The sequence below is a fragment of the Methylobacterium sp. P5_C11 genome (assembly GCF_054049775.1).
Genome location: NZ_JBFULS010000073.1, coordinates 1 through 23,616, shown reverse-complemented (window position 1 = coordinate 23,616; position 23,616 = coordinate 1). Strand labels below are relative to the sequence as shown.

The following is a 23,616-nucleotide window of genomic DNA, read 5'->3' as shown; positions in this document are numbered from 1 at the left end:
GACCTGAGGCGGCACGATGTCGGGGTATTGCGCCACCGGAATGGTGAACAGCGCCAGGGCACCGGCGATCGACGTGACGATCGCGATGACGATTGCTAGGCGCGGGCGGTCGACGAAGATCGCGGACAGCATGGCCTCAGATCCCGCTTGCCGACTGGGCGATCGGGTTCGCCCGCACGGCGATCCCGGGCCGCACCCGCTGCAGGCCCTCGACGATGACGAGTTCCCCGCCGGACAGGCCCTCGTCGACGATGGCATCCGGTCCGGTGCCGCCGGAGCCCAGCTTGACCCGCCGGATCACGGCCCGCCCGTCCTCGACGACGAAGACGTAGACGCCGCCCTGGTCGGCGATGAGGGCAGCCTGGGGCACCACCACCTTCTCCACCGGCGCCCCGGTCTGCAGCGCGACCTTGACGAGCTGGCCGTCCCGCAGGGTGCCGGCGGGGTTCGGCATACTGGCGCGCACCAGCACCGTGTCGGTGGCGCGGTCGACGCTGATGTTCACGAAGTTGACCCGGCCGATCTGGTCGTATGCCGAGCCATCGGAAAACAGGATCTGTACGGCGATCTTGCTCCGGTCCAGTGGAGCACCGCCCTGCTGCACCCGGAGAAACTCGCGCTGGCTGACCGGGAAGGAGACGTACATCGGATCCTGGCTCACGATGGAGGTGAGCACCCCGCTGTCCGGTCCGACCACGTTGCCCTTCGTGACGCTGGTCCGCCCGATACGACCGGCGATCGGGGACAGGATCTTCGTGTAGGCGAGGTTGATCTGCGCCGTTTTCAGGCTCGCCTCGTCGCCCATCACCGCGCCTTGCGACTGTTCGAGGGCCGCGCGCGCCTGGTCCCGCGCGACCACGGTGCCGGAGTTGCGGTCGAGGAGATCCTGCGCGCGCTGGAGTTGGATCGCCGCGAGCGTCTCGGCCGCGCGAGTACGCTCCAGCGCCCCCTCCGCTTGACGCACGGCGGCTTCGAAGAGGTCCGGCTCGATCCGGTAGAGGGGAGCGCCGTCTCGCACGAGTTCGCCCTCCTTGAACAGGACCGCGTCGAGGTACCCTGTGACTCGCGCCCGCACCTCGACGCGGCTCACGGCCTCCACCCGGCCGACAAAGTCGAGCGCCGTGTCGATGGCCTTCTTCTGCGCGGCGACGGTGCCGACCGGGAGGGCTGCGGCGGGAGCCGTCTCCGCGTCGGCGGAATGCGATCCTGCGGTCAGCAGAGCGAGGATGAAGAGACAACGAGACCAGCGGAACATGACCGTCCCTCGTCCGAAAAATCTCCCCTCATTCTTGCAGATTGCGTCTGCCCGGCTTGATCGGACGGGACAGTTGGCCGTCCCACTCGGAACGATCAGGTCCCGGGTGATACCTCGTGGCTCGAGAGCATCAGCGCCTTCAGCTTTTCGCGGCCGAGCACGCGGCCAAGCTCACGCCACGCAAAGTAGGGTACGAGCGCGATGGCCATGATCACCGTCATGACCGCGAGGCCGCGCACGCCGCCGCCGACCGCTGGCAGGGCTTCGACCAGCCTGTGCCCTTTCCAGAGGTTGATCAAGGTCTCTTCCACGGCGTAGGCGCAGACCAGAAGCACGGCAAAACCGGCAGACCGTAGCGCGATGGGCAGGGCCAACGGCCGGCCCTGGAAGTGCGGACGGGCGTCGAGCCCCTCCGCCACAAGCATCACCTTGGCCAGGATCCAGGCATTGACGAAGGCGAGGCCGTAGAAGTGGGAGCTCAGGCCGTGCCGCGATAGCACCACCGCCTCGTGGAGCACCAAAACCCCGAACACGATTCAGAGATAGGCGAAGATCGCGGCGATGCGTTTCGCCTCTCCGTGCAGGCGGCGTCCAAGGTGTCGCCAGGTGGCCGCCGACGCGGCGCTGCGGCCGACCGTCGAACCAGTGGGCGTGCGCATCATCCTGCCCTCCTGCCTGACCTGGAAAGGTCGCCCGATTGCAAGAACCACCGATGCGGCGACGCATTGCAATTCAGAGCCGCTTGTCCCGCGCGATCGCGCAGCAGGACGTCACTTCAGTCCATCAGATTGGCAATACATTAAATTAGTCGATATGATTCCAAAATATTATTGTATTATATTAAGCCATGGGCATTGATTTTAAGATTATATTTGTTTTGTTGCGCTAACATTCCGGGATTCGGTTTCGAGCGACGTGGAGTTTAGATCACTATTCAATTTGACGCAGTGAGCGACAATGAGCGACTCTGTACTGGAACACCCGCAACTGTCCCTTTCGATCAAGTCCATGGGGCGAACCGAGACTACAATTCGAATCGAACTGGTTGAACGGCTGACGAATATTTTCTGCTCTGGCCTGCGACCAAGCTGTGCTGGACGTTCCGTAAACATGGAGGAGTCTATCCCATGAAGCGCTTCACCATCACTGCCTCCGCCGCCGCGCTGATCCTCACCAGCGCCGCTGCTGAGGCGCGCGGCTTTCGCGGCGGTGGCTTCCGGGCCGGCGGCTTTCATGGCGGTGGGGTCGCGGGCTTCCGCGGTGGTTACCATGGCCGTCACGCCTACCGAGGTGGTGTCGGCCGTTACGGCGGTGGCTAGGCCTATCGCGGAGCCTATGGCCGTTACGGTCGTCCGGGATACGGCGCCTACGGCTATCGCTATCGTCCGTATGGCTACGGGCTGGCCGCCGCGGGCGTGGGTGCCGCAGCGGCAGCAGGCTACCACGGAACGACGTCCGGCGGATGCGGTCCTCACCATTACTGAGACGCCTATGCCGGTGTCTGCCTCCCGAATTGAGGGCGGCCGCAAGAGCGTCGTTCGCGAGCCAAGGACGCCGACTTCCGGCGTTCCGCACCATCCCGTCAAGTGATTTAATGGGGCGTTGGTCATGCGCATCAGGATCGCTGTCTTATGTCTCGCGGTTGCCGGACTGTCGTCCGCACAGGCGCAATCGCAGGACTTCACGAGTGCGCCGCGGCTCCTCGTGCACGGCAACTATTGCGGCCTCGGCAACCGCGCGCCGCTTCGGCCCGTCGACGCGCTGGATCGCGCCTGTGCACGCCATGTTGCGTGGACGCCCGAGGGCGGATTGTCGTCCCGGCTCTGCAATCTCCGCTTGTCTCGGGAGGCAGAGCTGATCTCCCGGGATCCCCGTCAGCCCGACGGCGTTCGGGCTGCGGCCGGGTTCATCGCCTTCAGCGCCGCCGCAATGCCGTTCGATCCGGCGCCGGGGGCGGTGATGGTCGCGACGCCCGATATCCCAGACCCATATGTCCGCCAGCGCACGCGCGTCGGGTACGATTATTAGGCACCGGAGCGGTCACCCAAGAGCGGTCACGCAGGAGCGGGCGCCGGCGCCGGCCGCGCTGCCGCTCAGGGTTCCGTCGACGGTGCCGTGGCCGTCCGGAGCGCCCCGTAGCGTGCAATGGCCGTACGGGCGTTGAACAACAGGCGGTCCGGGCCGAGTCCCCGGTCCAGGCCCGCGCACCGCACCATCCGGAGCACGTCCGGATTGCAGCCCACGAGCCAGACGCTCACGGCAGCGGACCGTACGCCGTCCTGCAGCATCTGAAGCGCAGAATACTCGATGTCGGGCACGCGGCTGAGGTCGAGGGCGACGACGCGCGGCTTGTGCTCCTCCGCCAGCGCCCGTATCCGCTCCCCTACGGTCTGGGCGTTCGCGAAATACAGGCGGCCCTCCGGACGGAGGATCAGAAGCCCGTTGATGGTCTCATCCTCGGGATGGTTGGGTGACTGTGGACGCAGGACGTCGGCCCCGGGCTTACGGACGATGATCGAGATACGGGGCTGAGCCGTCTGGAGGGCGAGGCCCAGGAACGAGACGACGATGGCCACGACGATGCCCTGGAGCGTCCCGAAGGCGAGGACGCCGATTGCCGCCGCGACGGCCCAGCGAAACTCCATGCATCGGACCGCATAGATGGCGCGGAACTCCGCCGGCTGGATCAGGCTGGCCGAGAACACGATGACGATCGCCGCGAGGGTCGCCTGCGGCAGGAGGGCGAGGATCCCGGCGAGGAGCAGCATCGTGGCGAGGGCGGCGGCGGCGGTCGCGAGCGAGGTCGCCTGCGTCCGGCCGCCGGCGGCGCGAACGACGCTCGTCTGCGAGGTTCCGCCGCCGGCCGGCATGGCGCCGAGCAGGGCTCCGCCCAGGTTTGCCGATCCGGTCGCGACCAGTTCGCGGTTGGCATCGACAGGTGGATCGCCGGGGCCGACGAAGGCCCGTGCCGCCGCGATGCTCTCCGTGAAGCTCATCAGGGCGATCCCGACCGCGCCCGGCAGGAGCGCGAGGACGAGTCCGGGATCGGGCACGGTCAGGGACGGCAGGCCCTGCGGGATCGGCCCAACTGTGGAGACGCCCCGCGCGCCGAGGTCCAGCACCCACGAGGCGGCGATCGCGGCGGCGGCCACGACCAGGGGCGCCGGCGAGTGCGGCTTCAACCGTTCCATGCCGATGAGGATGGCCAGCGTCGTGCCACCGACGGCCAAGGTTGGCAGTGAGATCTCGGGGAGGTGGCGGACGACGCTCGCCAGATCGGTGAAGAACGACTGCTTCGCGATATGCAGCCCGATGAGCTTGGGCGCTTGGTCCAGCAGGATCACGAGACCGATGCCGGTCTTGAAACCCGTGAGCACCGGCACGGAGATGAAGCTTGCGACGAAGCCCAGCTTGAGGAGCCGTGCCGCCAGAAGCAGCGCGCCTACGAGGGCCGTCAACGTCGCTGCGGCGACCGCAAGTCTCGCCGGATCGCCGTCCGGGGCCACGTTGCCGAGCTCGGCTCCGGTCAGGATAGCCAGCGTCGTCGTTGAACTCACGCTGAGGACGCGCGACGAGCCCAGCAATCCGTAGATGAGCGGCGGCACGAAGGCGGTGTAGAGCCCCACTGACACCGGCAGTCCGGCCACCGTGGCATAGGCCATCGCCTTCGGCAGGACCACGGTCGCGGCCGTGAGCCCCGCCACGACGTCGCGGCCGAGATCTGGCGGCACACGTTTCCAGTCGGTTCGAAGCGCCTTGCCGGGATCTCTCATCGGAACCCCCGTATTCAGCCAGGGCACAAAACTGACTGTAGCACCGTTCGGGAGAGGGTTGCGGGGTGAAGACGCAACGATGTCTGATCTGTTTCTCGGATCGGCTCTGAAAGATCGACGCCGGACGGCGCCCGGAAGCTGGACATACGGGACGTGGCCTCAGAACGCATCTCTCTCCATGAGGGCCAGGGTTCGTCGCAGGATCTCGAAGATCACAGCCGTCGACCAGCCGAACAGCAGGATCCCGTTCATTGCAGCAACCGGGCCGAGGAGGCGCCAGCGTTCGGCTGGAACGATGTCTCCGTAGCCGAGCGTTGTATAATTGACGAACGCGAAGTACAGAAAGTCGGATCCTGCTGGCGCTATGCGGATCACTTTGTAGATCGCGGCCCAGATTGCAACTTCAACAGTATGCGCCGCCATAATGACGCACACGGCTGACGACATGATGCGCCAGAGGGTCACGCTGCTGTAGCCGCGGATGGCGCCGTGCACACGAACCACCTTCAGGATGATGGTCATCATGAAGGCGTGGATCGTGATGCTGCACACGCTCCCGAGCGCGCCGATCGCGAGTTGCGCCAGCATGTCGTTCCCCCGGAATCGATGATACTTGAGCACGCGCCAGGACAACAGTCGATCATGATGGCACGCCATCGCGATCCGGGGCCGCTCGCCCGGCAGAGCGCAACGGACACGTCGAGCGGCTGAGGGCCGGGAGTAGGCATGCGCAAATCGGCGTTTCCAGTCGGTCGTGAGGCATGGCTCACCCTCGGATTGGTGCTCGTCCTCGTCGCCACCGCGGCAGCGGGGTTCTATTTCACCCGCGCCACGACCCTGACCCTTGCGGTCGCCCCGAATGGCGGAACCGAGCCGGACTTGCTGCGGGCCTACGCGGGCGAGCTCGCCCGCAGGAAAACCGGCGTCCAACTCAGGATTTTGGACTTCCCTGGGGTACGCGAGAGCGCGGAGGCGCTCAGAACCGGCAAGGCGGATCTGGCGGTGGTCCGACCGGACGTGGCAATGCCCGGGAACGGGTTGACCCTCGCGATCCTCCGGGAGCTCGCGGCCTTCGCGGCGGCGCCAGCGGCATCCGGCATCGGGAGCATCCCGGATCTGGCGGGTAAGCGGCTGGGCATGCTGGCGAGCCGGGACGCAGACAGGATGCTTCTGCGGGACCTGATCACCCGCGACGGGCTGGAACCTCTCACCGACGCTCCGAACGGCCCTGTTCCGCCGCAGGCCGTTCTCCTTGTGCCGCTCGAGGAAGCGGACGTGACCTCCGCATTCGGCGACGGGCGCATCGACGCGATGGCGCTCGTGACGACGCCCACGCTTCCGGCAGCGCGGCGCTTGATCGGCTTCGTCCGGGCGGCGAGCGGGGACGGTACGGTCGCGTTAGTCGGCGTGCCTGACACCGCCGCGGTGCTGGCACGCTGGCCGCGCCTCCAGTCGGTCACGGTGCCCGCCGGGCTGTTCAGTGGCAATCCACGCCTGCCAGCCGAGGATGTCGCGACGGTCGGCTCGTCCTACCGGTTGATGGCGCGCGCCAGCCTGTCGCGCAGCGTCGCAGCCGAGATCACGCAGCATCTGTTCGAGATGCGCGCGGCTTTGGCCGAGACCGTACCGGCCGCCGAGGCGCTCACCTATCCGGCCTATGAGGACACGGCGGACGCCACCACCGCCCGCCTGCCCATTCATCCGGGCGCCATCGACTATTACGAGCGTGAGCAGGAGACCTTCATCGAGCGCTATGAGAGCTGGATCTATCTCGTGGCCATCCTGGGCGGCGGCGTCTGCTCGACCATCGCGTGGATGCGGCAGCGCCTCGGGCGCATCCGGCGGCAGCGGATCGAGGTCGCGACGACGCGCCTGCTCGCACTCCGCTCGACCGCCCGGCGGGAGACCGACCGGAACCGTCTGGACGCCATCGCGGGGGAGGTCGACGACCTCGCGGCGAGCATCGCCCGTCACGCCCTGAACAGACCGACGGAGCCGCGGCTGCTCGGCGCCGCCACGGTGGCGATCGAGGCCGCGCGCTCGACGGTCCGTCGCGCCGCGGCCCGACCCGATCGAGCGGCATGCTGATCGGAGTTCCAAGGCAGAGTTCAATCGTAAGGATTGATCCGTCTGATGTGGATTTCGGGTTGTCGGGGATGCAGTTCAACTGGATGCTGGCTGATGTGTGATCTGTGTCTGCATCGATCGCCGCCGCCATGTCCGTGTGTGGACGCTCCATCGGATTCAAGGGGGTGTTTGAGAGATCTGTGCGCGCAGGTTCAGGTGCTTCCGTGTGTCCGGCCTGTTGATGCAGCCATCCTCACGGCTGCTGGCCTGTATGGAGATCGCGGATCGGGTCCAAATCGCTTTTGCGCGCTCGCTTTTGCGCGCTCGAGGCGCCTGGACATTCACTGGTTCTCCCGACCCCGTCTTCTGACCGTTGCGCCATACCTCTCGACTGACCTTCCCTGCCTCCCTGACGCCTCAGGCCGTGGCGATCACGCCGTGGCCGAAGCTCTGTAGGAGCCGCCATGGGTCATCAAGGCCCAGACGATCCGCGCCATCTTGTTCGCCAGGGCGACGGTGATCAGCATGCGCGGCTTGCGCGACAGCATGCCGGCCAACCATGCCCCAGCTTTGTCGGGATCACGCGCCGCGACCTTGGTCGCAGAGCTCGCGCCCAGGATCAGCAACCGTCGCAAGCTGCGCTCGCCCATCTTGGTCGTTCGCCCCAGCCGCTCCTTGCCGCCGCTGGAGTGGCGGCCGCGGGACGAGACCGAGCCAAGCCGCAAAGTCGCGCCCGCGGCGGAAGGTACTGGCGGCCGGTGCCAGAGCCACGAGTGCGGTCGCGATCACCGGGCCGACACCTGGTATCGTCATCAGCCGCTTGGCCACGGCATCGTCCTTCGCGCGTTGGGCGATCTCGCGGTCCAGAAGTGCGATCTGCGCCTGGAGCGCCTCCAAGCTGCCCGCAATGATGGCCAGGACCGGCCGTGCCTCGGCCGGCACGTCGGATGTTGGGTCGCGGACGATCGCCACGAGCTTGCCGACGTGCCCGACACCTTGGCGAACGACGTACCCGAACTCCGTGAGGTGCCCGCGCAGTGCATTGATCAATTGGGTCCGCTGACGCACGAGCAGGTCGCGCGTACGGAACACCACTGCGGAGGCCTGGGCCTGCGCGCTCTTGCCCTGAACGAACCGCATCGTCGGCCGCTGCGCCGCCTCGCGAGAAGCGCCTCAGCGTCGGCCATGTCGTTCTTCTGCCGCTTGACCCTGACCCAGCAAACTGGTCCGCGTCGAGCGCAAGTTTTTCGGGCATCCTGAACCCTGAAGGAGGGTGGATGCCATGCCTCGCAAACGCTTCACGAACGAACAGATCGCCTTTGCCCTGCGGCAGGCGGAGAACGGCGCGACGGTGGACGAGGTCTGCCGGAAGATGGGTGTGTCCGAACCGACGTTCTACCGCTGGAAGAAGCCGTTCGTCGGCATGGGCGTGCCGGAGATCCGGCGGCTGAAGCAGCTGGAGGACGAGAACAGCAAGCTCAAGCGGCTGGTCGCCGACCTGACGCTGGACCGCTCCATGCTGCAGGATGTGCTCAAGCGAAAGTGGTGAGGCCCGCCGCTCGCCGCGAGGTCGCCGGTCACCTGCAGGTGGCCTACGACATCAGCGAGCGTCGGGCCTGCCAAGCCACCGGTTTCGGCCGCTCGTCCCAGCGTTACAGGAAGCGCTCCGACTCGCAGGTGGCGCTGCGAATGCGGCTGAAGGAACTCGCTGCCGCACGGGTGCGCTACGGCTACCGAAGGCTGCACATCCTGTTGCGGCGGGAAGGCTGGGAGGTGAACCACAAGCGCACCTACCGGATCTACCGTGACGAGGGACTGTCGATCCGGCCCAAGCTGCCCAAACGCAAACGGGCCTGGCGCTACCGGCAAGGGCGGCCTGCCATCGGTGGACCCAACGAGGTCTGGGCCATGGACTTCATGTCTGATCGCCTGTTCGACGGACGTCCGTTCCGTATCCTGACAGTGGTCGATTGCCATACGCGAGAGGCGCTCTCGCTCACACCGAGAGCAAACTTCCGCGCCTTCCAAGTGACCGAGGCCCTGGACGCACTGGTGAAGCTCCGCGGTCGTCCAAAAAGCCTGCGGGTCGACAATGGACCGGAGTTTGCCGGGCGCATGCTCGACCAGTGGGCCTACCTGAACGGGGTCGAGATCGACTTCTCCCGACCGGGCAAGCCGACCGACAACGCCTACATCGAGTCGTTCAACGGCCGCCTACGGGCAGAGTGCTTGAACGCTTCGTGGTTCCTGTCGCTGGCCGATGCCCGCGAGCGCATCGAGGACTGGAGGTGCCACTATAACAACGATCGACCCCATACGGCCCTGGGCGGCTTGACGCCCCGAGCCTTCGCCAACCAAGCTGTCACAGTCCGAGAACTTGCATAGGCCGTGGACCACAAACCGGGTCAGCTCCACTGGCCCGAAAGCCATACCTCAGGGCGGACCACTTCATTGGGGGCAGATCAGTGCAGATCAGCGCCAAATTCTTGCCTTGCGCCGTCTGCACCTCAATCTGGCGCAACATCAGCACGACCTGTTCCGCGCTCGGCCTCTGTCCTCGCTTCATCCCTAACTCCTCTGGTCCAGGCTGATCCTCTCAATCAGTCCGGTCCAAAGCCAGTCGGTCAGGTCAAGCGCCGCTGCTGGACGACCCTGTTCCAACGTAAGCTGGGTGACCTGCTCCGCGGACCCTACGGGTGATCCTGGTCAGTCGGGAACACCACGCCCGAGGCGCCTTCAGTCATGCCCTCAGGCCGACGCTCACCGCTCGATCCCGTGCTCGCGACCGCGTTCCGGATCGGGGCGGCCGAGATGGCGCGCGAGCCGCGTCACCAGGCGGCGGACCGCCGGGGCCGGCGCGCGGCTCAGCCGACGCCCGTACGCGTCGATCAGGCGCCAGGCCGGCACGATCACGTGTTCGACCCCGAGCCATGCCGCCGCCTCGCGTAGCGCCCGTGCCGCGCGCACCGCCCGGCCGACGTCGATCCCCGGGACGACGCGCTCGGGCGGGCCGAGCACCCCGTCGCGCACGAACGCGACCCGGTCGGCGGCGTAATCCACCACGTTGGCCTTCTCGCGGTAGCCTCGCGCTTCCCGAAACAACCGCTCCAGCACCATCGTGTCGGTTGCCGGCATCCGCGGATCCGCCTGGCGTTGTCGGCATAAGGCGTCGAGCCGGTCGCGCTCGACCACCACCCGCGCTTCATGCCGGTGCCGGGTCAGGCCGACATAGACCTCGCGCGCGTCGGTGCCGACGCCGAGGTACACCACCGCCGCTGAACACGTCCGGCCCTGCGCCGCGTAAGCTGTGCCCGCGTAAGAGTGCACAACTTTTGGGTGTGCCGGCCTACTGCCGAACCGGGGGACACGCCGTAGTTCGTCCCACGCCGCCTCGATCACCCGCCCGTCCTCCAACGCCAAGCGCAGACGCGCACTCCCATCCGGCTCCGCTGCGATCGCCTCGACCCGGGCGCGGGTGCCGTTGCGTAGGCCGAGATGCGGCAGGCTCTCGCCGAACCGGAGGTGATCGCCGAGCGCGAGCGCGAGCGCTACCAACCGATCCTCGCGGTCGCGCGCCGGCGTGGTAATCAGGTCGGGCCCGAGCCGGCCTTCCGCGCGCAGTACCGCCCGCGCCCGGGCGTTCAACGTCGCCGCGTCGGCGTTGCGCCGGGTGACGATCAGTACGTCGTCACCGTGGGTCGCGCGCTGCTCGGCCCACGCCACGATCACGCGCGCCTGCGCCGCCTCGACACCTGCGACCAGCTCAACCCGATGCTCGGCCGCGTAGGCGCGCAGGCCCGCCTCACTGTCGCCGCGCGCCATCACCACCGAGGCGGCTCGCTGCCACGCCACGGTCTGACGACGCACTTCACCGAGCACCGCCGAGCGTCCGACCACCTCGGCCACCGCCCGCAGGGCGCTGGCGCCCGCGACCGAGGCCAACTGCTTGCGGTCGCCGATCAGTACCACCTTCGCCCCGGCCGCCTGCGCCGCGCTCAACACCGCCTCCAGATCGCGGCTGCCGACCATGCCGGCTTCGTCGATCAGCACCAGGGTGCCACGGTCGAGCGCCGCGGCGTCGGTTTGGTGCGCGGCATCCGACCTGGCCGCCCGGCCGCGGTCGTGGCGCCAGCGCGCGATCGCCTGCGCCCGGATCCCGGTCGATCGACCGAGTTCATGGGCCGCGACCCAGGATGGCGCCAGGCCGATCACACGCATTCGAGAGTTGTGTGCAGCTACGACCAGGGCCGCAGCCGTCGTGGTCTTGCCGGTGCCCGCGCCAGCCTGGAGCAGCGATACCCCGTCTGGACCGGCGGCGTGGCGCACGGCCTCGGCCTGTTCCGCGCTGAGACGACCATCCTGGGCTAGAGCCGTCACCACCGCCTCGGAGGCGATCCAGCTTCGTTCCAGCGGGCGATCGGCGGCGCGCAGCATCAGTGCCTCGCATGCGGCGATGCCCGGGCTGGTCCAGCACGCGCTCGCCCCCGGCACCAGCTCGGCGGCCGCCAGCGGCAGCAGCGTGCCCTTCCACTCCAGTTCGGCGAGCTCGGCCGCGACCACTCCGACCCCAAGGCCCTGCACCCCCGCAAGCTCCAGGGCGTGCTGGAGCAGATCCTTGCGCGTCACGACGCTCTCGTGCCGGAACAGGGCCGAGGCGGCGCGTGCCACCGGGCCATCGCCGGGGATCTCGGGTGGGTCGAACGGGGGGTCGCGTTCCGCCGCGCGGGCGGCCGCGAGCGCAAGGGCGTGCTCGGGGTGCTGCGCGGCGTCCCAGGGATCGAGCGCGCAGGCGGCGAGCTCGTCGCGCCAGCGCGCCTCCAGCTCCGTGCCGGTCGGCAGCTCGTGCTTGCCCCGGCGGGTGGCGAGCGCGGCGACCTCGCGCTGCGCGCTCGTGGCCCCGGCGCCGGCGTAGTCGAGGATCTGCTCCGAGCGCTTGGAGAAGGCGGCCAGCACCGCCTCAGGCAGACCGGCGACTTCCCACTGCCCGCGTCCGGCCTCGCGGTAGCGCAAGCCGAACCGCTCCCGCAGGTCCTCAGCCAGGGCCGCTCTGTACGCCGCCCCGACGCATACTTGGTGCGAATAGAGTTGCTCGACCTCAATGGTCAGGTGGGTCTGTGATTTGTACCGGCCGGATCCAGCATTATTCGGTAATCCGGCAACATTAATAAATACACAGTGCGTATGAATATTTGGATCACCCTCACGGGTGGTGTAGTGCTCGAACCGGGCGACAATTAAGTCACGCGGGCGGTGCCGCTCCACCCCGCCCGCGCCGGTCCGGACACTGACGAGGCCCTCCGCTTCTACGAAGGCGAGCGCCCGCTCGACTGCGGCGCAGTGTGCGGCCTCGATCGCCGCGCGCTGCTCGGGCGTACCGGCCATCCAGAGAACGGAGACAGATTTCCCGGGCGTGAGGGTGAGGTCCTGGCCGGCCCAATGCGCCGGGCCGGCGCCGCGCACCAGCGGCTTGCCGGTGACCGGGTGATACCCGGCGCAGAGATCGCGAAACGAGCGAGCGTCGATCGCCGCGCCGTGGCGCACCACCGTCTCACCGGAGCTCCACCATACCCCACCGCCGTCGGCGAGGTAGTACTCGTCGCGCCGGTCGGGCCGGGCCTCGTGCTGGCTGTCGTTGGTGTAGTACAGCCCGGCCTCAGAACCGGCGCCGAGGCGGTGCAGCGAGGCGGTCATCGTGCCGGGTCTGAGCCGCCGGTGCCCTTGCGGTAGCGACAAACCTTGGTGAGGTCGATACCGGCCAATGGTGCGCCGAGTTCGCCCACGGCCTGCGCCATATCCATCAGGGCGGCGTCGATCCGCTCGGCGCGCTCGATCAGCACTCGGTGGCGGATCGCGACTTCCAGATGCTGGGCCACGCACTCGGCCGCGAGGCTCTCGGCAGACCAACCCTGCCCGGCTGCCGCGGCGCTCAAACGGGCGGCGAGGGCGGCATCCAAGGTGAGGGTGAGCTTGACCTGGTCGACCATCGGCGTACCTGCTGCGCAAGGAGCGGGGCAAGACGCCTGACACGTCCGAGGTCGATCGGCGAGGCGGGTGAGCCTCCATAGTTAACACTTCACCACTTCAGTGCGTGTGGTGTGATACCCCTCTTATTGCTGCGTCTGTTACCGTACATCTACCGTGCCTTGCTGTGCCGAGACCGCAGGCTGCTGCTCCTTGCTGTGCCTTAACGCGGTCTTACCGCGCAGATCGGCATTGGCGTGGTCCCTCTCACGGGACAGCAACGGACCACGTGCTACCTCTAGTCCATGCCGAAGCCGCCGCACCTAGATCTTCACCGCCTGGAACGTGACGTTGCCGACACCGCGCCACGGTCCGCCGGACTCGCACCGGGTGGCAGACCGGCCACCGGACTGATGGACGTGGTGCGCGACAACCTCGACGCCCTTACCGCTCTGCAGGCGAGTGGGGCGACCTGGAACGCCATCGCGGCGGCCCTGACCAAGCAGGGTTATGCGACCGGGGACGGTCGACCGCTCACCGGTAGCCAGATCACCGGCCTCATATCGAGCGTGCGCCGGCAGGCAAGGCGCCGCGCTGCAAACGCGTCGACCCGGCGGTCTCGGGCCGACCTCCTGCCGTCGTTGCCGGACCGTGGGACGGAGCGCCGGCTTCACCTGGCCGCCGATCTCGTTGCGCCGACCGCGCCTCGCAAGTCCTCCGCCTCGGAGGCCGCCGAGACCGAGGAGGCCATCCGGCGCGGGAATCTCGACAAGCTCCAGGATCTCCTGAAGCCAGCCCCTTCCAAAAAGGATTGATCGCTGTGGCTCGTATCCTGCTCGTGGTTCAGGACAAGGGTGGCGTCGGCAAGTCGATCGTCGCCCGCGCGCTGGCCGAAGCCGTTCCGGACGCGCCCATCATCGAGATCGACGCCTCTCAACGCCTGCTGGAGTTGGGTGAGCGGGTGCAGTTCTTCTCCATGCGCGCCACCCGCGAGGAGATCGAGCGCACCGGCGGACGTGCGGCCCGGTCCGAGTTCGACTCGGTCGTCAACGCGATGGTGTCCGCCACCTTGCCCACCATCGTTGATGTCGGCGCCAACACCTCAGGCTCGTTCTTGGCCCTGCTCGGCCAACTCGCTCCGGATCTTGAGGCGGCCGGCGTCAGCATGGGCGTTCTCGTGCTCGTGACGGCGGAGCCTGGTGCGCTGGCCGAGGCCCCCAAGCTCATGACCCTCGCCAAGCCCTGGGCGGCGGCACGCTTCCTGATCGAGAACAGGCTGCGCGGGGAGATCGACCCGAAGCAGCTCGCCCGTATCGCCGACAAGGCAACCGTATCTTCGTTTGCCGAGCAGGTGATGGAGGACAAGGCGGTCGAGATCCTGCAGGCCGGCGGCCTGGCGTCAATCCCGCAGCTAGATGCGGCCAAGTTGAACGCCAAGCACGGTCTCTCGCTTGGCGCGCGGATCCGGCGAGACCTCACCCGGTTCCGGTTAGAAGCCATGCAGGCGGCCGAGCCGGCGGCCACCTGGCTCGTCGGGTAGAAAGCGCATCGTGCCGAAGACTCCTACGCCGCGTACGCAGATCGCGGCAGCCCAGGCCGATCTCCAGCGTGCAGAAGAAGCGGACGCGGCTGCGAGCCGCGCCACCTTGGATCGTTTGCGCAGCCTCTCGGTTCGCCAGCGCTTTGATGCTTTGGGCGATGCCAAGATCAAGCTCACTCCCGAGGATCGGCGCAGCCTGCTTCAGAGTTTGAAGGACGGTGCGCCGGCCCACCGGCCGATCAAGGCCGCGACCGCGAGCCGATGGGCCCTGTTCCAATCACGGCTGCCCTACCGGGTTGTACCGCTCACGCTGTCAGCGCTCGCTTTGACCGCGGTCCTTGGTGTCACCCTCGTCGCGCGTGCCCGAACACCTGAGTTCTGGGTTCGCAGCCGGTATGCGCAGGACATCGCCGCCGAGTTCAGGGGAGCGGACGGGCAGATGATGGCCAACAGCCTCATTGCCGGTCAACGCTATGCCCGCCTTCACCAGGCTGGCGATACCGTCACGCTACGGTTCTGGGTGCCGCGCACCGGCTACGGCACGGCCTCGGTGCCTTCCAACTGGGTCGAACCAGTCCGCTGACGAACTAGGTTCGTTCAAAGGCAGGCGCGCGGAATCCGTGCGGCTGGGCCGGAGCCGCGGCCAAAACCGAGAGCCGAACGCGCGGGACCGAAAGTCAATCCACTCTGAACCTAGAGGGTGGCTGCACCGTCAAAACAGCGCCATGACCGCCGGACCACAGGTAAGTGGGATCAGCGTGCGCGTCCGACGGGGGCCACGGGGGTAATCAGGCGGCGGAAGCGCGGATCAGTGTGCGCCACGGTCTTCTTCAACCGCATCGGATGACGCGCATGCCCGCCGCTGTTGGGAAACACCAGGAGGTCGCTCGACGGCAGGGTCACCAAAGCTTCCTTGCTCATCAGGGGCGCGCCCTGTGGGCCGAAGCTGCTCGTGCCTTTGCCCGTCCCCTCAGCTGGACGGTTCAGGGTCTCGACCGACGCGGTGTACTGTCCGATCGCGCGAGACCACCGTTCGCTTTCGTCCGGGTCGACCGCCGGCACGTCGAAGACGGTGACCACCTCGGCGGTGTTGAGGAGCACATCGGCACCGGCCTCACCGTAGAGACTGACGATCTGACCCCGGTCCTGCCAGAGGGTCCACAGGCTCGCACCATAACCGGGAAGTTCGCCCGCCGCGGTGAGGATCTCGTCGAAGCGGCCGAGCGCGGCAGCCTCGTCGATGAACACCACGATACGCTGCTTTGGCCGGTTGCGGCGCACGGCGGTGAACAGGTCGGACAAGAGCCAGCGCAGCAGCGGCGCGAGCACGCGCTTGTACTCGGGCGGTACCGCCACAAACAGGTCGATAGCGCCCGTCGAGAGTTCGGCCAGGTCGAAGGTGCTGGTGCCGACGAGCCGGCGCAGGCGCGCGTCGGCGAGCCACTGGAAGGCTTGGATGGCGGTCGATTTGACCGGATCCTTGGTTTTCGGATCGGCTTGCAGGATTTCGAGCGCTGCGAGGGCAGCGGGCTGGCGGCCGAGCGCTTGCAGGTTCGCGATGAGGATGTCTTCCCGACCGAGAAGCTCCTGTACGGCCGCGACGGAACGCTTGTCGCGGGTGAGGACGACCAGCATCGCACCGGCGATCAGATCGACGGCGCGGTTGCGGAAGTAGGCGGAGGCCTCGTCACCGCCTGACGCTTCTGGAAGGAGAGCAAGCGCCGTGTGCTGAAGGTAGAGGATGTCGGCGGGGTCGCGCGTTTCCAATGGGTTCCAGCAGTCCTCGCCATTCACCAAGCCAAGGGGATCGAGACAAACAACGCGTCGGCCGAGCGCGGCGCGGCGCGCAGCCACCGCGCGAAAGACCTCGCCCTTGGGATCGATGACGACGGCCGGTCCGCTCCAGCTCTGCGGTTCAGGATAGGCAAGGTTGGGGATCAGTAGGCCTGAAGTCTTCCCCTTGCGCGGCGGGGCGATGGTGGCGAGCGTTCCCTGCACGGCGAGGCGTACGGCGTGGCCGGTTTCCGGATCGATGCCAAGTTCCAGGCCCTCGTGCATATTCCCGCGCTCCGCCGCATTGGCGAAGCGTGCGTCGCCGAAAACACCCGAGGCGTCGCGCTTAAGCTTCGAAGGGTTGGGCAGGAACGGGTAGAGGATGGTGATCAGGAACGGTACGACCATCAGCACAGAGGCGTAGGTCCAGCCCCCGTTGCTGAATGCATTCGATCGCCCAATCAGGGCATCCCAGTAAGCACCAGTCGGCAGGCGAAGGCTGCCGGTCGCGATGGCACTGAACCAGTCCCCTGGCATGATGACGCCGGACGGCCAGAGATTGGAGTCGAGCCCGTGCTGAACGAGCGCCGCAACCGGGTAGGCGAGGAGAAAAGTCAGGAGCGCGACGGCAGTAATCCGAAGGAGTGTGGTCACGAGGAACGGTCCGCTGAGAAAGAGTTAGGCAGCGTGCTCGATCGTGTCCTTAGACAATTTTGCCCAGATGACGTCGCTCGGTCACTGTTTTCGACCTCACGCCAGCGGATTGAGGCCATGAATCGCGATCAACACCGCCAGACAACCAAAAACAATAGTCACCCGCGACATAAAGGCCAGCATCGAAACAATCTACGAGGAAAAAACTTAATACCATCAGACTAAACTCGTTTTTAATGCAATGATCTATCGTCTACATGTCTACCCTAGAAAAACGAGATAGACTTATGCCAGCCCTGCTGAACTTTTCGTTCAATCCATCTAATCTTTCGACCACCCAAAACATGTAGGCTTGGCCTGCATTAAATCCATCATCCCAGGATTGATTAAAGCCCGCCACTAGAACATCATCGATGCAAACACTCTGTACAATGCTCGGCCCCTGAGATCGAAAATCTGTCTCGAGAGAATATCTAGTGTAATCCATATTAGAATAGAAGCAAATGCGATAAACGCCATAATCACTGCCGCATTCATCAATTTTGCTTAGTAAAAATCTATGTGGGTACCCACCTCTTTTGAATCTTACTGCTCTAAAAACACCGTCTCGAATCTCATTGAGTTTTGCGACAGGGTCGATTCTATAAGTAAGGTTTGGCATGATTCGCTCCTATCCGACACGATTCATGTTGTTCACAAAAAGTAAAAATGTTACTATCCTGCATCGATAATTGAGAGTTAATTCGATAGCAAATGGCTTGTTTAGGCAGATTTTGGGCTGGAGTGTGAAATTGATCTTTATCTTTCACTGATTATTAGCCCATTCTGACACTCCGAACTGCATCAATCCGGCTCGATGAGTTCGATGCGTTACCGAAGTGTTCGTCGGCATAGCGGCGCTACTATCTGGGCAGGGGCTCTTCCTCGACGAGAGGGTTAGACCGTTCGCTCGAACTGTCGCCTCAATAGAGCTCGTCGCAAGCCTAGATACGGGCGAATGACTCTAAGGTAATAACCCTGATTTCTGAGCCAATCTTGAGGCTATAAAGACAATCATCCCCCGCGCAGGTCAGTTATCCTGCTGTTCAAAATAGTATAGTACTTCGATTTAAGGGAATCAGATTGTGTGGATCAAGTAATGGGCGTAGAGTAGTCTTCGCGGTCGGCAGGATCTGCCGAATGTCAATGTCCGTGACCTTTTACGCCGCGACTTCGGCCACGCGCAGGCCGCCGCCGTAGGCCACGACAGGGCCGCCAGGTGCTTGAGGCAGATCGTGGCGACGAGCATGCGGCCAACCTCCTCGCGGCTGAGCACCACGGGCAGCGTGCGGGGATAAGCCGGAAGGACGAGCCGGCGCGCCAGATCCGGGCGATCAAGTGTGTGGGTGAAGAAGAAGCGTAACGACGAGACGATGCCGTTGAGGGTCGGCGCCGGCACGCCGGCCTGGCGCTGTTCGACTTGGAAGCGGCGCAGATCCTCCGCGCTGGCCGTGCCGGGTCGGCGTCCGAGGAAGATGGCCAGACGGCCGACGTCGCGCAGGTAGTTGCGCTAGGTCTCGTGCGAGAGCCGGCGGAGGCTCATCTCCTCGATCAGGCGTTGGCGCAGCGAGCTGATCGCGGGGGCGGAAAGCAGATCGTGCATCGTCGGGCTCCTCGGATGAAGGAGCCGCGATGCTCGGCCCGCCGCCGACAGGCCTCTAAAACGACGCGCGACGGTCCGGACGCTACCGCGACCTCACCACCCGCACCCTCCCACGCAGCGGGTTCGTTCATCGGCCAAATACGATCGTTTACCCTAGGCTCGCTGAGCCAAGCAGGTACTGAAACTTCAGGCCGATGATAGCTTGCAAGCCGTAACACATCGATGTACGACAACGCAGCTGCAACGCCGTTTCATGCCGAGTTATCAGCGGCTTACGCGGGATGGCGCTTAGGTGAGAATCCTGGCGCCCCAGCCAAAAACCTGAGGATAAACGAAGGCCTCAGGAACGGGACATAACGGACACCCCGGAACAGAAGGTGTTTTTCCGGCGTACAAGAGTCGGCACAGTCCCGAATGTTAAAGGAAGCACCGACCGTCTCCGGGCTGCGCAAGGCCGCCGAGGTGTCCGATCAGAAGATCGACGTCGCGTTCGACGTGGGGCGCGCCGGTGAAGTCCGGGCGTTGCTCGGATCGCAGCCCGCTTTGCCTGCAGGAGATACCGGCACGTCAAGGCGCGCTTGAGCAGGCGCTCGACCCGCTAGTCGCGAGCGTCGCTCAGGCGCTGGAGATCGTCCCGGCGTTGCATAGCGGAAATTGCGCGGACACCATGACCAGCCGGGATATGTGAGAGCAATCCATGTTAGGCCTCGACGGCAAAAACCACCTGAGGTAGCGTCTGACCCTTCTTGTCGTCCGCGCCACAGAACCTTGAATGCCACCATTCGGTCTGACACTCCCGCTCCGGATCGTTACGGAGGCCGAGGCCGTGAAAGTGTTGGACGCGGCCGATAGGGTCGTGGCTCTGATCGCCATTCATCCGGACAGAAGTCGCCGCGACGTGTCAAAGCGGCTGCCTCCGGATGGAGCGGCCGAGGCGGCGAAAGTGATACGGCAGGCACTGACCGACTCCACAGTTGCCGCGCGCGACTGGTGAAACGACGAAAGGCGCCCGGCCGAAGCCAGGGCGCCCAGGGCGTTGACAGATGTTTACGGCCGTCGGTTAGCCGGACAGCCGCCGCATGAAGGCCTTCAACATCGCCTCTCGCGATTCCTTCATTTCGTCCCGAACCGAGATCACCATGTCGTCGATGCGCCGCTCCAGGCAGGTGATGACGTCGCCGGTCACGTAGGTCCGCGCCACCTCGATCTTGAAGGCGTTCAGCTTCTCGTCGAGGGTTCGGATTTCGATCTTGGCCGCAGCCATGTCGATCGCGTGTTGCGAGCCCCCCTCCTTCGTGCCTGTGCGCAGCTTCCCGACGACTCAGTCGACACCCTTGCCGAGCGCGAACAGGAACGCTGCGAGCGCGACGAGCTGCGCCCAGGTGATCGGCCCGGGCGACAGGAAGGACGTGTCCATGATGGCGGTCCTTCGCGACCCTCTCCCGAACAGAAGAGGGGAGTGAGGTCAGCGGAGGAGGCTACTTGCCGAAGATCCGGCGGGCGGGCGGAGCGACGCCGATCACGGCCATCACGATCGACCATTCCATCTCGTCATAAGGCGGCAGGAGCTTCGCCGCCTGCCAGTGGAATCTGAAGGTGCTGTCCAAGACGATCGCGCCGAAGTGGATCATGCAGAGCGCGAACGCTGTCGGGATCATTCAGGCCGTCCACTTCGACTCGGCGAGCTTCGCCCTCTCCGCCGCTACGACCTTCCGCTCCTCGACGTAGGCGGTGAGTTGCGCTTGGGCGACCGTGACGTCGCCGGTCACGTTCTGGCCGTTCGTCAGCACCCCGTTGTCGGAGCGCTTGCTGAGGTAGGCGAGCACCGGCGCGACGATGCCGGAGCCGGGCAGCTTTACGAGGAAGCCGCCGATCAGGGACAGGAACGGCATCAGCGCGGCCCTCCGGCGGGTGGACCGATCATGGCGAGGCGCCGGATCACAATGCCCAGCACGACGCGCAGGATTGTGAGGATCGAAGCCGACTTCGCTTCCATCCCCGCGGCAGCAGGACGGTGAAATCGACGCCGGCCAGCGCGTCGAGGATGTCGGGCACGGCCAGCACCAGGGCGAGCGCGTAGATCCGATAGCCGCGCGCGGCGGCGTACCAGCGCAGGACCCCGAGCCGGAGGCGAGCGCAGCGCATGTCAGGCGACCTTGTCCTAGGGCCTGTCTGACAAGCAGTCGACGGTGCCGTCGAGCATGACGGCATCGAGCAACGGCTCGCCTCGGTCGCGCAGGTCGAGGAAGATTCGCGCCCAGGTGCCGTTCCGGCTCCAACGCGGAAACAGTTCTGCCGCCCGCTGCCAGGACGCGATCTCGGCGGGCACCGCCCGCCAGTGGCAACCCGTGCGCAGCTGGTACAGCGCGGCCTCGACAAGGCCGCGCTCATTCTCGGACCGGACGCCACCTGGCGTCCGGTGCTCATCGATCACGGCTTCAGCACCGCCCACTGTGCGTCTACTCAGAATCTGCACGAGCCATCCCTCTCAACAGAGAAACAACCCACAAGTCTCATCCAAGATGCCAGACAGGCCCTAGGCCGCGCTACTCGGCGTCGCCCTGGTTGGGTTCGCGGAGATGTCCTGGAGCCGCGGCGTCGGCTGGGTCGCCCTCTTGGAGGCGTGGTTGGTTCTCGGCATCGGATACTCGGCGGCGCAGACGCCGACGGGATGCCTGCTCCGGCGCTCTAGGTCTCCCGAGGACCGGCCGGCCCTGTGGGCGGCCCAGTTCGCGCGCTCGTACGCCGCTTGGCTCGTGACCTACTCGCTGGCCGGCCGGCTGGGGGCGCGGCCGGGAAGGCCGCGGCGGTGGCGACCCTTGGCATCGTCACACTCGCCGCTGCCGCCGCGGCCCTGGCCATCCGACGATCCGGACACTGTGGAGCACGCCCACCCCGCGCTCGACCCGGCCCACCCGCACCTGGCGTCGGCGCGTGGCCACAGCCATGCCCACGCCGACTCACCGACGATCTTCACCACCACTGGCCGTCGGGGCGCCCCGAATGACCTGAGTGAGGCAAAGGCTTCGCATACTCCGCTCCGGGCGCGCTTGACATCGCTCGTCCGAGGGCGATGAATGGACGCTCGGGAAGCGATCTCCCGACGAGGCTCCGGCTGAAGAATCGCGTCCAATCTGCACTCGATGCACGGACGCGCCATGCCTACGCCGACCGCAATCCCCGTTGACAAACTCGCCCGTCTCGTCGGCACCGTCGGCTGTCCTGTCGTGGTCGACGTCAGGCCGGGAGACGCCCTCCGCGACGATCCCCGCCTGATCCCTGGCAGCATCCGGCGCTCCGTCGCCGACATCGCGCACTGGTCCGCCAACCTCGCCGGCCGCAGCGCAGTCATCATTTGCGGGCACGGTCACGAGCTCAGCCACGGGGCCGCTGCCTACCTTCGGCAGGCCGGCGTGGCAGCCGAGACCCTGGAGGGCGGCTTCGACGCCTGGGAGGCCGCCAGCCTGCCGCTGGTGCCGGAAGCGAAGCTGCCGCGACGCGACGCGCGTGGCCGGACCGTCTGGGTTACCCGTGCGCGCCCCAAGATCGACCGCATCGCCTGTCCCTGGCTGATCCGCCGATTCGTCGATCCGGACGCGGCCTTCCTCTTCGTGCCGCCGCCCGAGGTGAACGCCGTGGCCGAGCGGTTTGGTGGCGCTGCCTTCGACATCGACGATCCGGGTGCCTTCTGGAGCCACCGGGGCGAGCTGTGCACCTTCGACGTCATGGTCGAGGAGCTCGGTCTCGCCACGCCGCCGCTCCTGCATCTCGCGACGCTGGTGCGCGGCGCCGACACCGCCCGGCCGGATCTCGCGCCGGAGGCGGCCGGACTGCTCGCCGCCTCTCTCGGCCTGTCGCGCATCTACGCCGACGACCTCGCCCAGCTCGAAGCCGGGATGCTCCTCTACGATGCCTTCTACCGTTGGTGTCGGGACGCGAGGGAGGAAGCCCACAACTGGCCGACCAACAAGCTCAAGGAAAGACGCTGAACATGGCCGGTGCCACACTCCGCCGCACCGTGTCGGAGGAGCCACGCGCGACTACCCCGGAAGCACCGCTGCCCGTGACCCTGGTCGATGCGCTGCCGGTCTGGGCGCGAGTGGCCGCGCTCTCCTTCGGCGGCCCGGCCGGGCAGATCGCGGTGATGCACCGCATCCTGGTCGAGGAGAAGCGCTGGATCTCTGAGAACCGCTTCCTGCACGCGCTGAACTTCTGCACGTTCCTGCCGGGACCCGAGGCGCAGCAGCTCGCGACCTATGTCGGCTGGCTGATGCACGGCACGCGCGGCGGCCTCGTCGCGGGCGGGCTGTTCGTCCTGCCCGGCATCGCCGCCATCATGGCGCTGAGCTGGATCTACGCGCTCTACGGTAACGTCGGCTTCGTCGCGGGCCTGTTCTTCGGGCTCAAGGCCGCCGTGCTCGCCATCGTTCTGCAGGCTGTGATCCGCATCGGCAAGCGCGCGCTCAAGGGGCCGGTCATGATCGGTCTCTCGGCGGCGGCCTTCGTGGCGATCTTCTTCCTCGATGTGCCCTTCCCGCTGATCGTGCTGACGGCCGGCGTCATTGGCTATCTCGGCGGCCGGGCCGGACTGCCGCAGTTCAAGGCCGGCGGGCACGGTGCCGGCGGCAAGGTCGTCGAAGGACCCTTCCTGCTCGACGACCACGCGCTCCCCCAGGAACGTACGGCTGCCGGGCACACGCTCCGGGTACTGCTGACCTGGGGTGCGATCTGGCTGGTGCCGGTCGYCGCCATCYKSSTCGCCGTCGGKCCGGACGACGTCTTCGCCCAGATCGCGGTGTTCTTCTCGAAGATGGCGATGGTGACCTTCGGAGGCGCCTACGCGGTGCTCGCCTACGTCGCCCAGCAGGCGGTGGAGCATTACGGCTGGCTGAGGCCCGGCGAGATGCTCGACGGGCTCGGCATGGCCGAGACCACGCCCGGACCCCTCATC

23 protein-coding genes and 3 pseudogenes are annotated in these 23,616 nt (G+C 66.3%); 10 read left to right on the top strand and 16 right to left on the bottom strand.

The features are described 5' to 3' along the window. From ACXJKQ_RS25405 to ACXJKQ_RS25390, 4 genes are all read right to left on the bottom strand, one after another. The coding region (locus tag ACXJKQ_RS25405; RefSeq protein ID WP_457108452.1) for an efflux RND transporter permease subunit at window positions 1–132 on the bottom strand (132 nt) is incomplete at its 3' end. 4 nt (window positions 133–136) lie between these two features. Then, window positions 137–1,255 (bottom strand): efflux RND transporter periplasmic adaptor subunit, encoded by a 1,119-nt coding sequence (locus ACXJKQ_RS25400; protein WP_457108451.1) that lies wholly within the window; start codon window positions 1,253–1,255, stop codon window positions 137–139. A gap of 95 nt (window positions 1,256–1,350) precedes the next feature. Continuing rightward, window positions 1,351–1,788 carry a hypothetical protein gene (locus ACXJKQ_RS25395; protein ID WP_457108450.1) on the bottom strand — a complete coding sequence of 146 codons (438 nt, stop codon included), beginning with the start codon at window positions 1,786–1,788 and terminating at the stop codon, window positions 1,351–1,353. Between the two features lie 3 nt (window positions 1,789–1,791). After that, window positions 1,792–1,917: a hypothetical protein gene (locus tag ACXJKQ_RS25390; RefSeq protein WP_457108449.1), complete on the bottom strand. Its 126-nt coding sequence runs from the start codon at window positions 1,915–1,917 to the stop codon at window positions 1,792–1,794. Between the two features lie 465 nt (window positions 1,918–2,382). Between ACXJKQ_RS25390 and ACXJKQ_RS25385 the strand changes: the two are divergent. Further along, window positions 2,383–2,739: pseudogene (locus ACXJKQ_RS25385) on the top strand (hypothetical protein). Window positions 2,740–2,863: 124 nt separating this feature from the next. Continuing rightward, window positions 2,864–3,283 (top strand): hypothetical protein, encoded by a 420-nt coding sequence (locus ACXJKQ_RS25380; RefSeq protein WP_457108448.1) that lies wholly within the window; start codon window positions 2,864–2,866, stop codon window positions 3,281–3,283. Window positions 3,284–3,348: 65 nt separating this feature from the next. On the opposite strand, the gene ACXJKQ_RS25375 is transcribed toward ACXJKQ_RS25380, so the two are convergent. Together ACXJKQ_RS25375 and ACXJKQ_RS25370 are read right to left on the bottom strand one after the other, a co-directional pair. Beyond that, complete coding sequence (locus tag ACXJKQ_RS25375; protein WP_457108447.1) at window positions 3,349–5,028, bottom strand: SulP family inorganic anion transporter; 1,680 nt, start codon at window positions 5,026–5,028, stop codon at window positions 3,349–3,351. Between the two features lie 159 nt (window positions 5,029–5,187). Continuing rightward, entirely contained in the window at window positions 5,188–5,616 is a 429-nt protein-coding gene (locus ACXJKQ_RS25370; protein WP_457108446.1) for a potassium channel family protein, read from the bottom strand. A 138-nt stretch (window positions 5,617–5,754) separates the two neighbouring features. On the opposite strand from ACXJKQ_RS25370, the gene ACXJKQ_RS25365 reads away from it, so the two are divergent. Next, window positions 5,755–7,116 carry a TAXI family TRAP transporter solute-binding subunit gene (locus ACXJKQ_RS25365; RefSeq protein ID WP_457108445.1) on the top strand — a complete coding sequence of 454 codons (1,362 nt, stop codon included), beginning with the start codon at window positions 5,755–5,757 and terminating at the stop codon, window positions 7,114–7,116. A gap of 410 nt (window positions 7,117–7,526) precedes the next feature. Here the strand turns inward: ACXJKQ_RS25365 and ACXJKQ_RS25360 are convergent. Next, a pseudogene (locus ACXJKQ_RS25360) lies at window positions 7,527–8,303 on the bottom strand (IS110 family RNA-guided transposase); the annotation flags it as partial. Window positions 8,304–8,377: 74 nt separating this feature from the next. Between ACXJKQ_RS25360 and ACXJKQ_RS25355 the strand changes: the two are divergent. Further along, window positions 8,378–9,480, top strand: a protein-coding gene (locus ACXJKQ_RS25355) for an IS3 family transposase (RefSeq protein WP_457108444.1) whose coding sequence is annotated in 2 segments (ribosomal slippage) — window positions 8,378–8,639 and window positions 8,639–9,480 — 1,104 coding nt in all. Because the reading frame shifts where the segments join, the coding sequence is not laid out codon by codon here. 43 nt (window positions 9,481–9,523) lie between these two features. Here ACXJKQ_RS25355 and ACXJKQ_RS25350 read toward each other — a convergent pair. The 3 genes and pseudogenes from ACXJKQ_RS25350 to ACXJKQ_RS25340 all read right to left on the bottom strand — a co-directional run. Then, window positions 9,524–9,661: pseudogene (locus ACXJKQ_RS25350) on the bottom strand (IS3 family transposase); the annotation flags it as partial. A gap of 194 nt (window positions 9,662–9,855) precedes the next feature. Further along, window positions 9,856–12,786 (bottom strand): MobF family relaxase, encoded by a 2,931-nt coding sequence (mobF, locus tag ACXJKQ_RS25345; protein ID WP_457108443.1) that lies wholly within the window; start codon window positions 12,784–12,786, stop codon window positions 9,856–9,858. Then, on the bottom strand, window positions 12,783–13,079 hold the full coding sequence (locus ACXJKQ_RS25340) for a hypothetical protein (protein WP_457108442.1): 297 nt from the start codon (window positions 13,077–13,079) through the stop codon (window positions 12,783–12,785). Before ACXJKQ_RS25340 ends, mobF begins: the two co-directional genes overlap by 4 nt. 396 nt (window positions 13,080–13,475) lie before the next feature. Here ACXJKQ_RS25340 and ACXJKQ_RS25335 point away from each other — a divergent pair, with 396 nt between their 5' ends. Genes ACXJKQ_RS25335 through ACXJKQ_RS25325 form a run of 3 tightly spaced genes read left to right on the top strand, consistent with a single transcriptional unit; the run spans window position 13,476 to window position 15,179 of the window. After that, window positions 13,476–13,871 (top strand): hypothetical protein, encoded by a 396-nt coding sequence (locus ACXJKQ_RS25335; protein WP_457108441.1) that lies wholly within the window; start codon window positions 13,476–13,478, stop codon window positions 13,869–13,871. A 5-nt stretch (window positions 13,872–13,876) separates the two neighbouring features. After that, window positions 13,877–14,596 (top strand): hypothetical protein, encoded by a 720-nt coding sequence (locus tag ACXJKQ_RS25330; RefSeq protein ID WP_457108440.1) that lies wholly within the window; start codon window positions 13,877–13,879, stop codon window positions 14,594–14,596. A gap of 10 nt (window positions 14,597–14,606) precedes the next feature. After that, the gene (locus ACXJKQ_RS25325; protein ID WP_457108439.1) at window positions 14,607–15,179 is read left to right on the top strand and encodes a hypothetical protein; all 573 of its coding nucleotides are present in this window, start codon (window positions 14,607–14,609) and stop codon (window positions 15,177–15,179) included. Between the two features lie 170 nt (window positions 15,180–15,349). On the opposite strand, the gene ACXJKQ_RS25320 is transcribed toward ACXJKQ_RS25325, so the two are convergent. Next, the gene (locus ACXJKQ_RS25320; protein WP_457108438.1) at window positions 15,350–17,023 is read right to left on the bottom strand and encodes a type IV secretory system conjugative DNA transfer family protein; all 1,674 of its coding nucleotides are present in this window, start codon (window positions 17,021–17,023) and stop codon (window positions 15,350–15,352) included. Window positions 17,024–19,079: 2,056 nt separating this feature from the next. Here ACXJKQ_RS25320 and ACXJKQ_RS25315 point away from each other — a divergent pair. Continuing rightward, window positions 19,080–19,247 carry a hypothetical protein gene (locus ACXJKQ_RS25315; RefSeq protein WP_457108437.1) on the top strand — a complete coding sequence of 56 codons (168 nt, stop codon included), beginning with the start codon at window positions 19,080–19,082 and terminating at the stop codon, window positions 19,245–19,247. Window positions 19,248–19,725: 478 nt separating this feature from the next. Here ACXJKQ_RS25315 and ACXJKQ_RS25310 read toward each other — a convergent pair whose 3' ends face one another. From ACXJKQ_RS25310 to ACXJKQ_RS25290, 5 genes are all read right to left on the bottom strand, one after another. Beyond that, window positions 19,726–19,929, bottom strand: coding sequence for a hypothetical protein (locus tag ACXJKQ_RS25310; protein ID WP_457108436.1), 204 nt, complete (start codon window positions 19,927–19,929; stop codon window positions 19,726–19,728). Between the two features lie 214 nt (window positions 19,930–20,143). Beyond that, window positions 20,144–20,323 (bottom strand): hypothetical protein, encoded by a 180-nt coding sequence (locus ACXJKQ_RS25305; protein WP_457108435.1) that lies wholly within the window; start codon window positions 20,321–20,323, stop codon window positions 20,144–20,146. Beyond that, window positions 20,324–20,557, bottom strand: coding sequence for a hypothetical protein (locus ACXJKQ_RS25300; RefSeq protein WP_457108434.1), 234 nt, complete (start codon window positions 20,555–20,557; stop codon window positions 20,324–20,326). 46 nt (window positions 20,558–20,603) lie between these two features. Further along, entirely contained in the window at window positions 20,604–20,810 is a 207-nt protein-coding gene (locus ACXJKQ_RS25295; protein ID WP_457108433.1) for a hypothetical protein, read from the bottom strand. A gap of 16 nt (window positions 20,811–20,826) precedes the next feature. Further along, window positions 20,827–21,141: a transposase gene (locus tag ACXJKQ_RS25290; RefSeq protein WP_457108432.1), complete on the bottom strand. Its 315-nt coding sequence runs from the start codon at window positions 21,139–21,141 to the stop codon at window positions 20,827–20,829. A 682-nt stretch (window positions 21,142–21,823) separates the two neighbouring features. On the opposite strand from ACXJKQ_RS25290, the gene ACXJKQ_RS25285 reads away from it, so the two are divergent. Next, window positions 21,824–22,654: a chromate resistance protein ChrB domain-containing protein gene (locus ACXJKQ_RS25285; protein ID WP_457108431.1), complete on the top strand. Its 831-nt coding sequence runs from the start codon at window positions 21,824–21,826 to the stop codon at window positions 22,652–22,654. Between the two features lie 2 nt (window positions 22,655–22,656). Next, window positions 22,657–23,616 (top strand): chromate transporter (locus ACXJKQ_RS25280; RefSeq protein ID WP_457108430.1); only part of this gene is annotated, 960 nt, incomplete at its 3' end.

Bases quoted from the DNA above. Each gene is read 5' to 3' on its own strand.
- ACXJKQ_RS25400 (WP_457108451.1), bottom strand. From the start codon at position 1,255: ATGTTCCGCTGGTCTCGTTGTCTCTTCATCCTCGCTCTGCTGACCGCA.
- ACXJKQ_RS25390 (WP_457108449.1), bottom strand. From the start codon at position 1,917: ATGATGCGCACGCCCACTGGTTCGACGGTCGGCCGCAGCGCCGCGTCG.
- ACXJKQ_RS25380 (WP_457108448.1), top strand. From the start codon at position 2,864: ATGCGCATCAGGATCGCTGTCTTATGTCTCGCGGTTGCCGGACTGTCG.
- ACXJKQ_RS25375 (WP_457108447.1), bottom strand. From the start codon at position 5,028: ATGAGAGATCCCGGCAAGGCGCTTCGAACCGACTGGAAACGTGTGCCG.
- ACXJKQ_RS25370 (WP_457108446.1), bottom strand. From the start codon at position 5,616: ATGCTGGCGCAACTCGCGATCGGCGCGCTCGGGAGCGTGTGCAGCATC.
- ACXJKQ_RS25365 (WP_457108445.1), top strand. From the start codon at position 5,755: ATGCGCAAATCGGCGTTTCCAGTCGGTCGTGAGGCATGGCTCACCCTC.
- mobF (WP_457108443.1), bottom strand. From the start codon at position 12,786: ATGACCGCCTCGCTGCACCGCCTCGGCGCCGGTTCTGAGGCCGGGCTG.
- ACXJKQ_RS25340 (WP_457108442.1), bottom strand. From the start codon at position 13,079: ATGGTCGACCAGGTCAAGCTCACCCTCACCTTGGATGCCGCCCTCGCC.
- ACXJKQ_RS25315 (WP_457108437.1), top strand. From the start codon at position 19,080: ATGTTAAAGGAAGCACCGACCGTCTCCGGGCTGCGCAAGGCCGCCGAG.
- ACXJKQ_RS25310 (WP_457108436.1), bottom strand. From the start codon at position 19,929: ATGGCTGCGGCCAAGATCGAAATCCGAACCCTCGACGAGAAGCTGAAC.
- ACXJKQ_RS25305 (WP_457108435.1), bottom strand. From the start codon at position 20,323: ATGATCCCGACAGCGTTCGCGCTCTGCATGATCCACTTCGGCGCGATC.
- ACXJKQ_RS25300 (WP_457108434.1), bottom strand. From the start codon at position 20,557: ATGCCGTTCCTGTCCCTGATCGGCGGCTTCCTCGTAAAGCTGCCCGGC.
- ACXJKQ_RS25295 (WP_457108433.1), bottom strand. From the start codon at position 20,810: ATGCGCTGCGCTCGCCTCCGGCTCGGGGTCCTGCGCTGGTACGCCGCC.
- ACXJKQ_RS25285 (WP_457108431.1), top strand. From the start codon at position 21,824: ATGCCTACGCCGACCGCAATCCCCGTTGACAAACTCGCCCGTCTCGTC.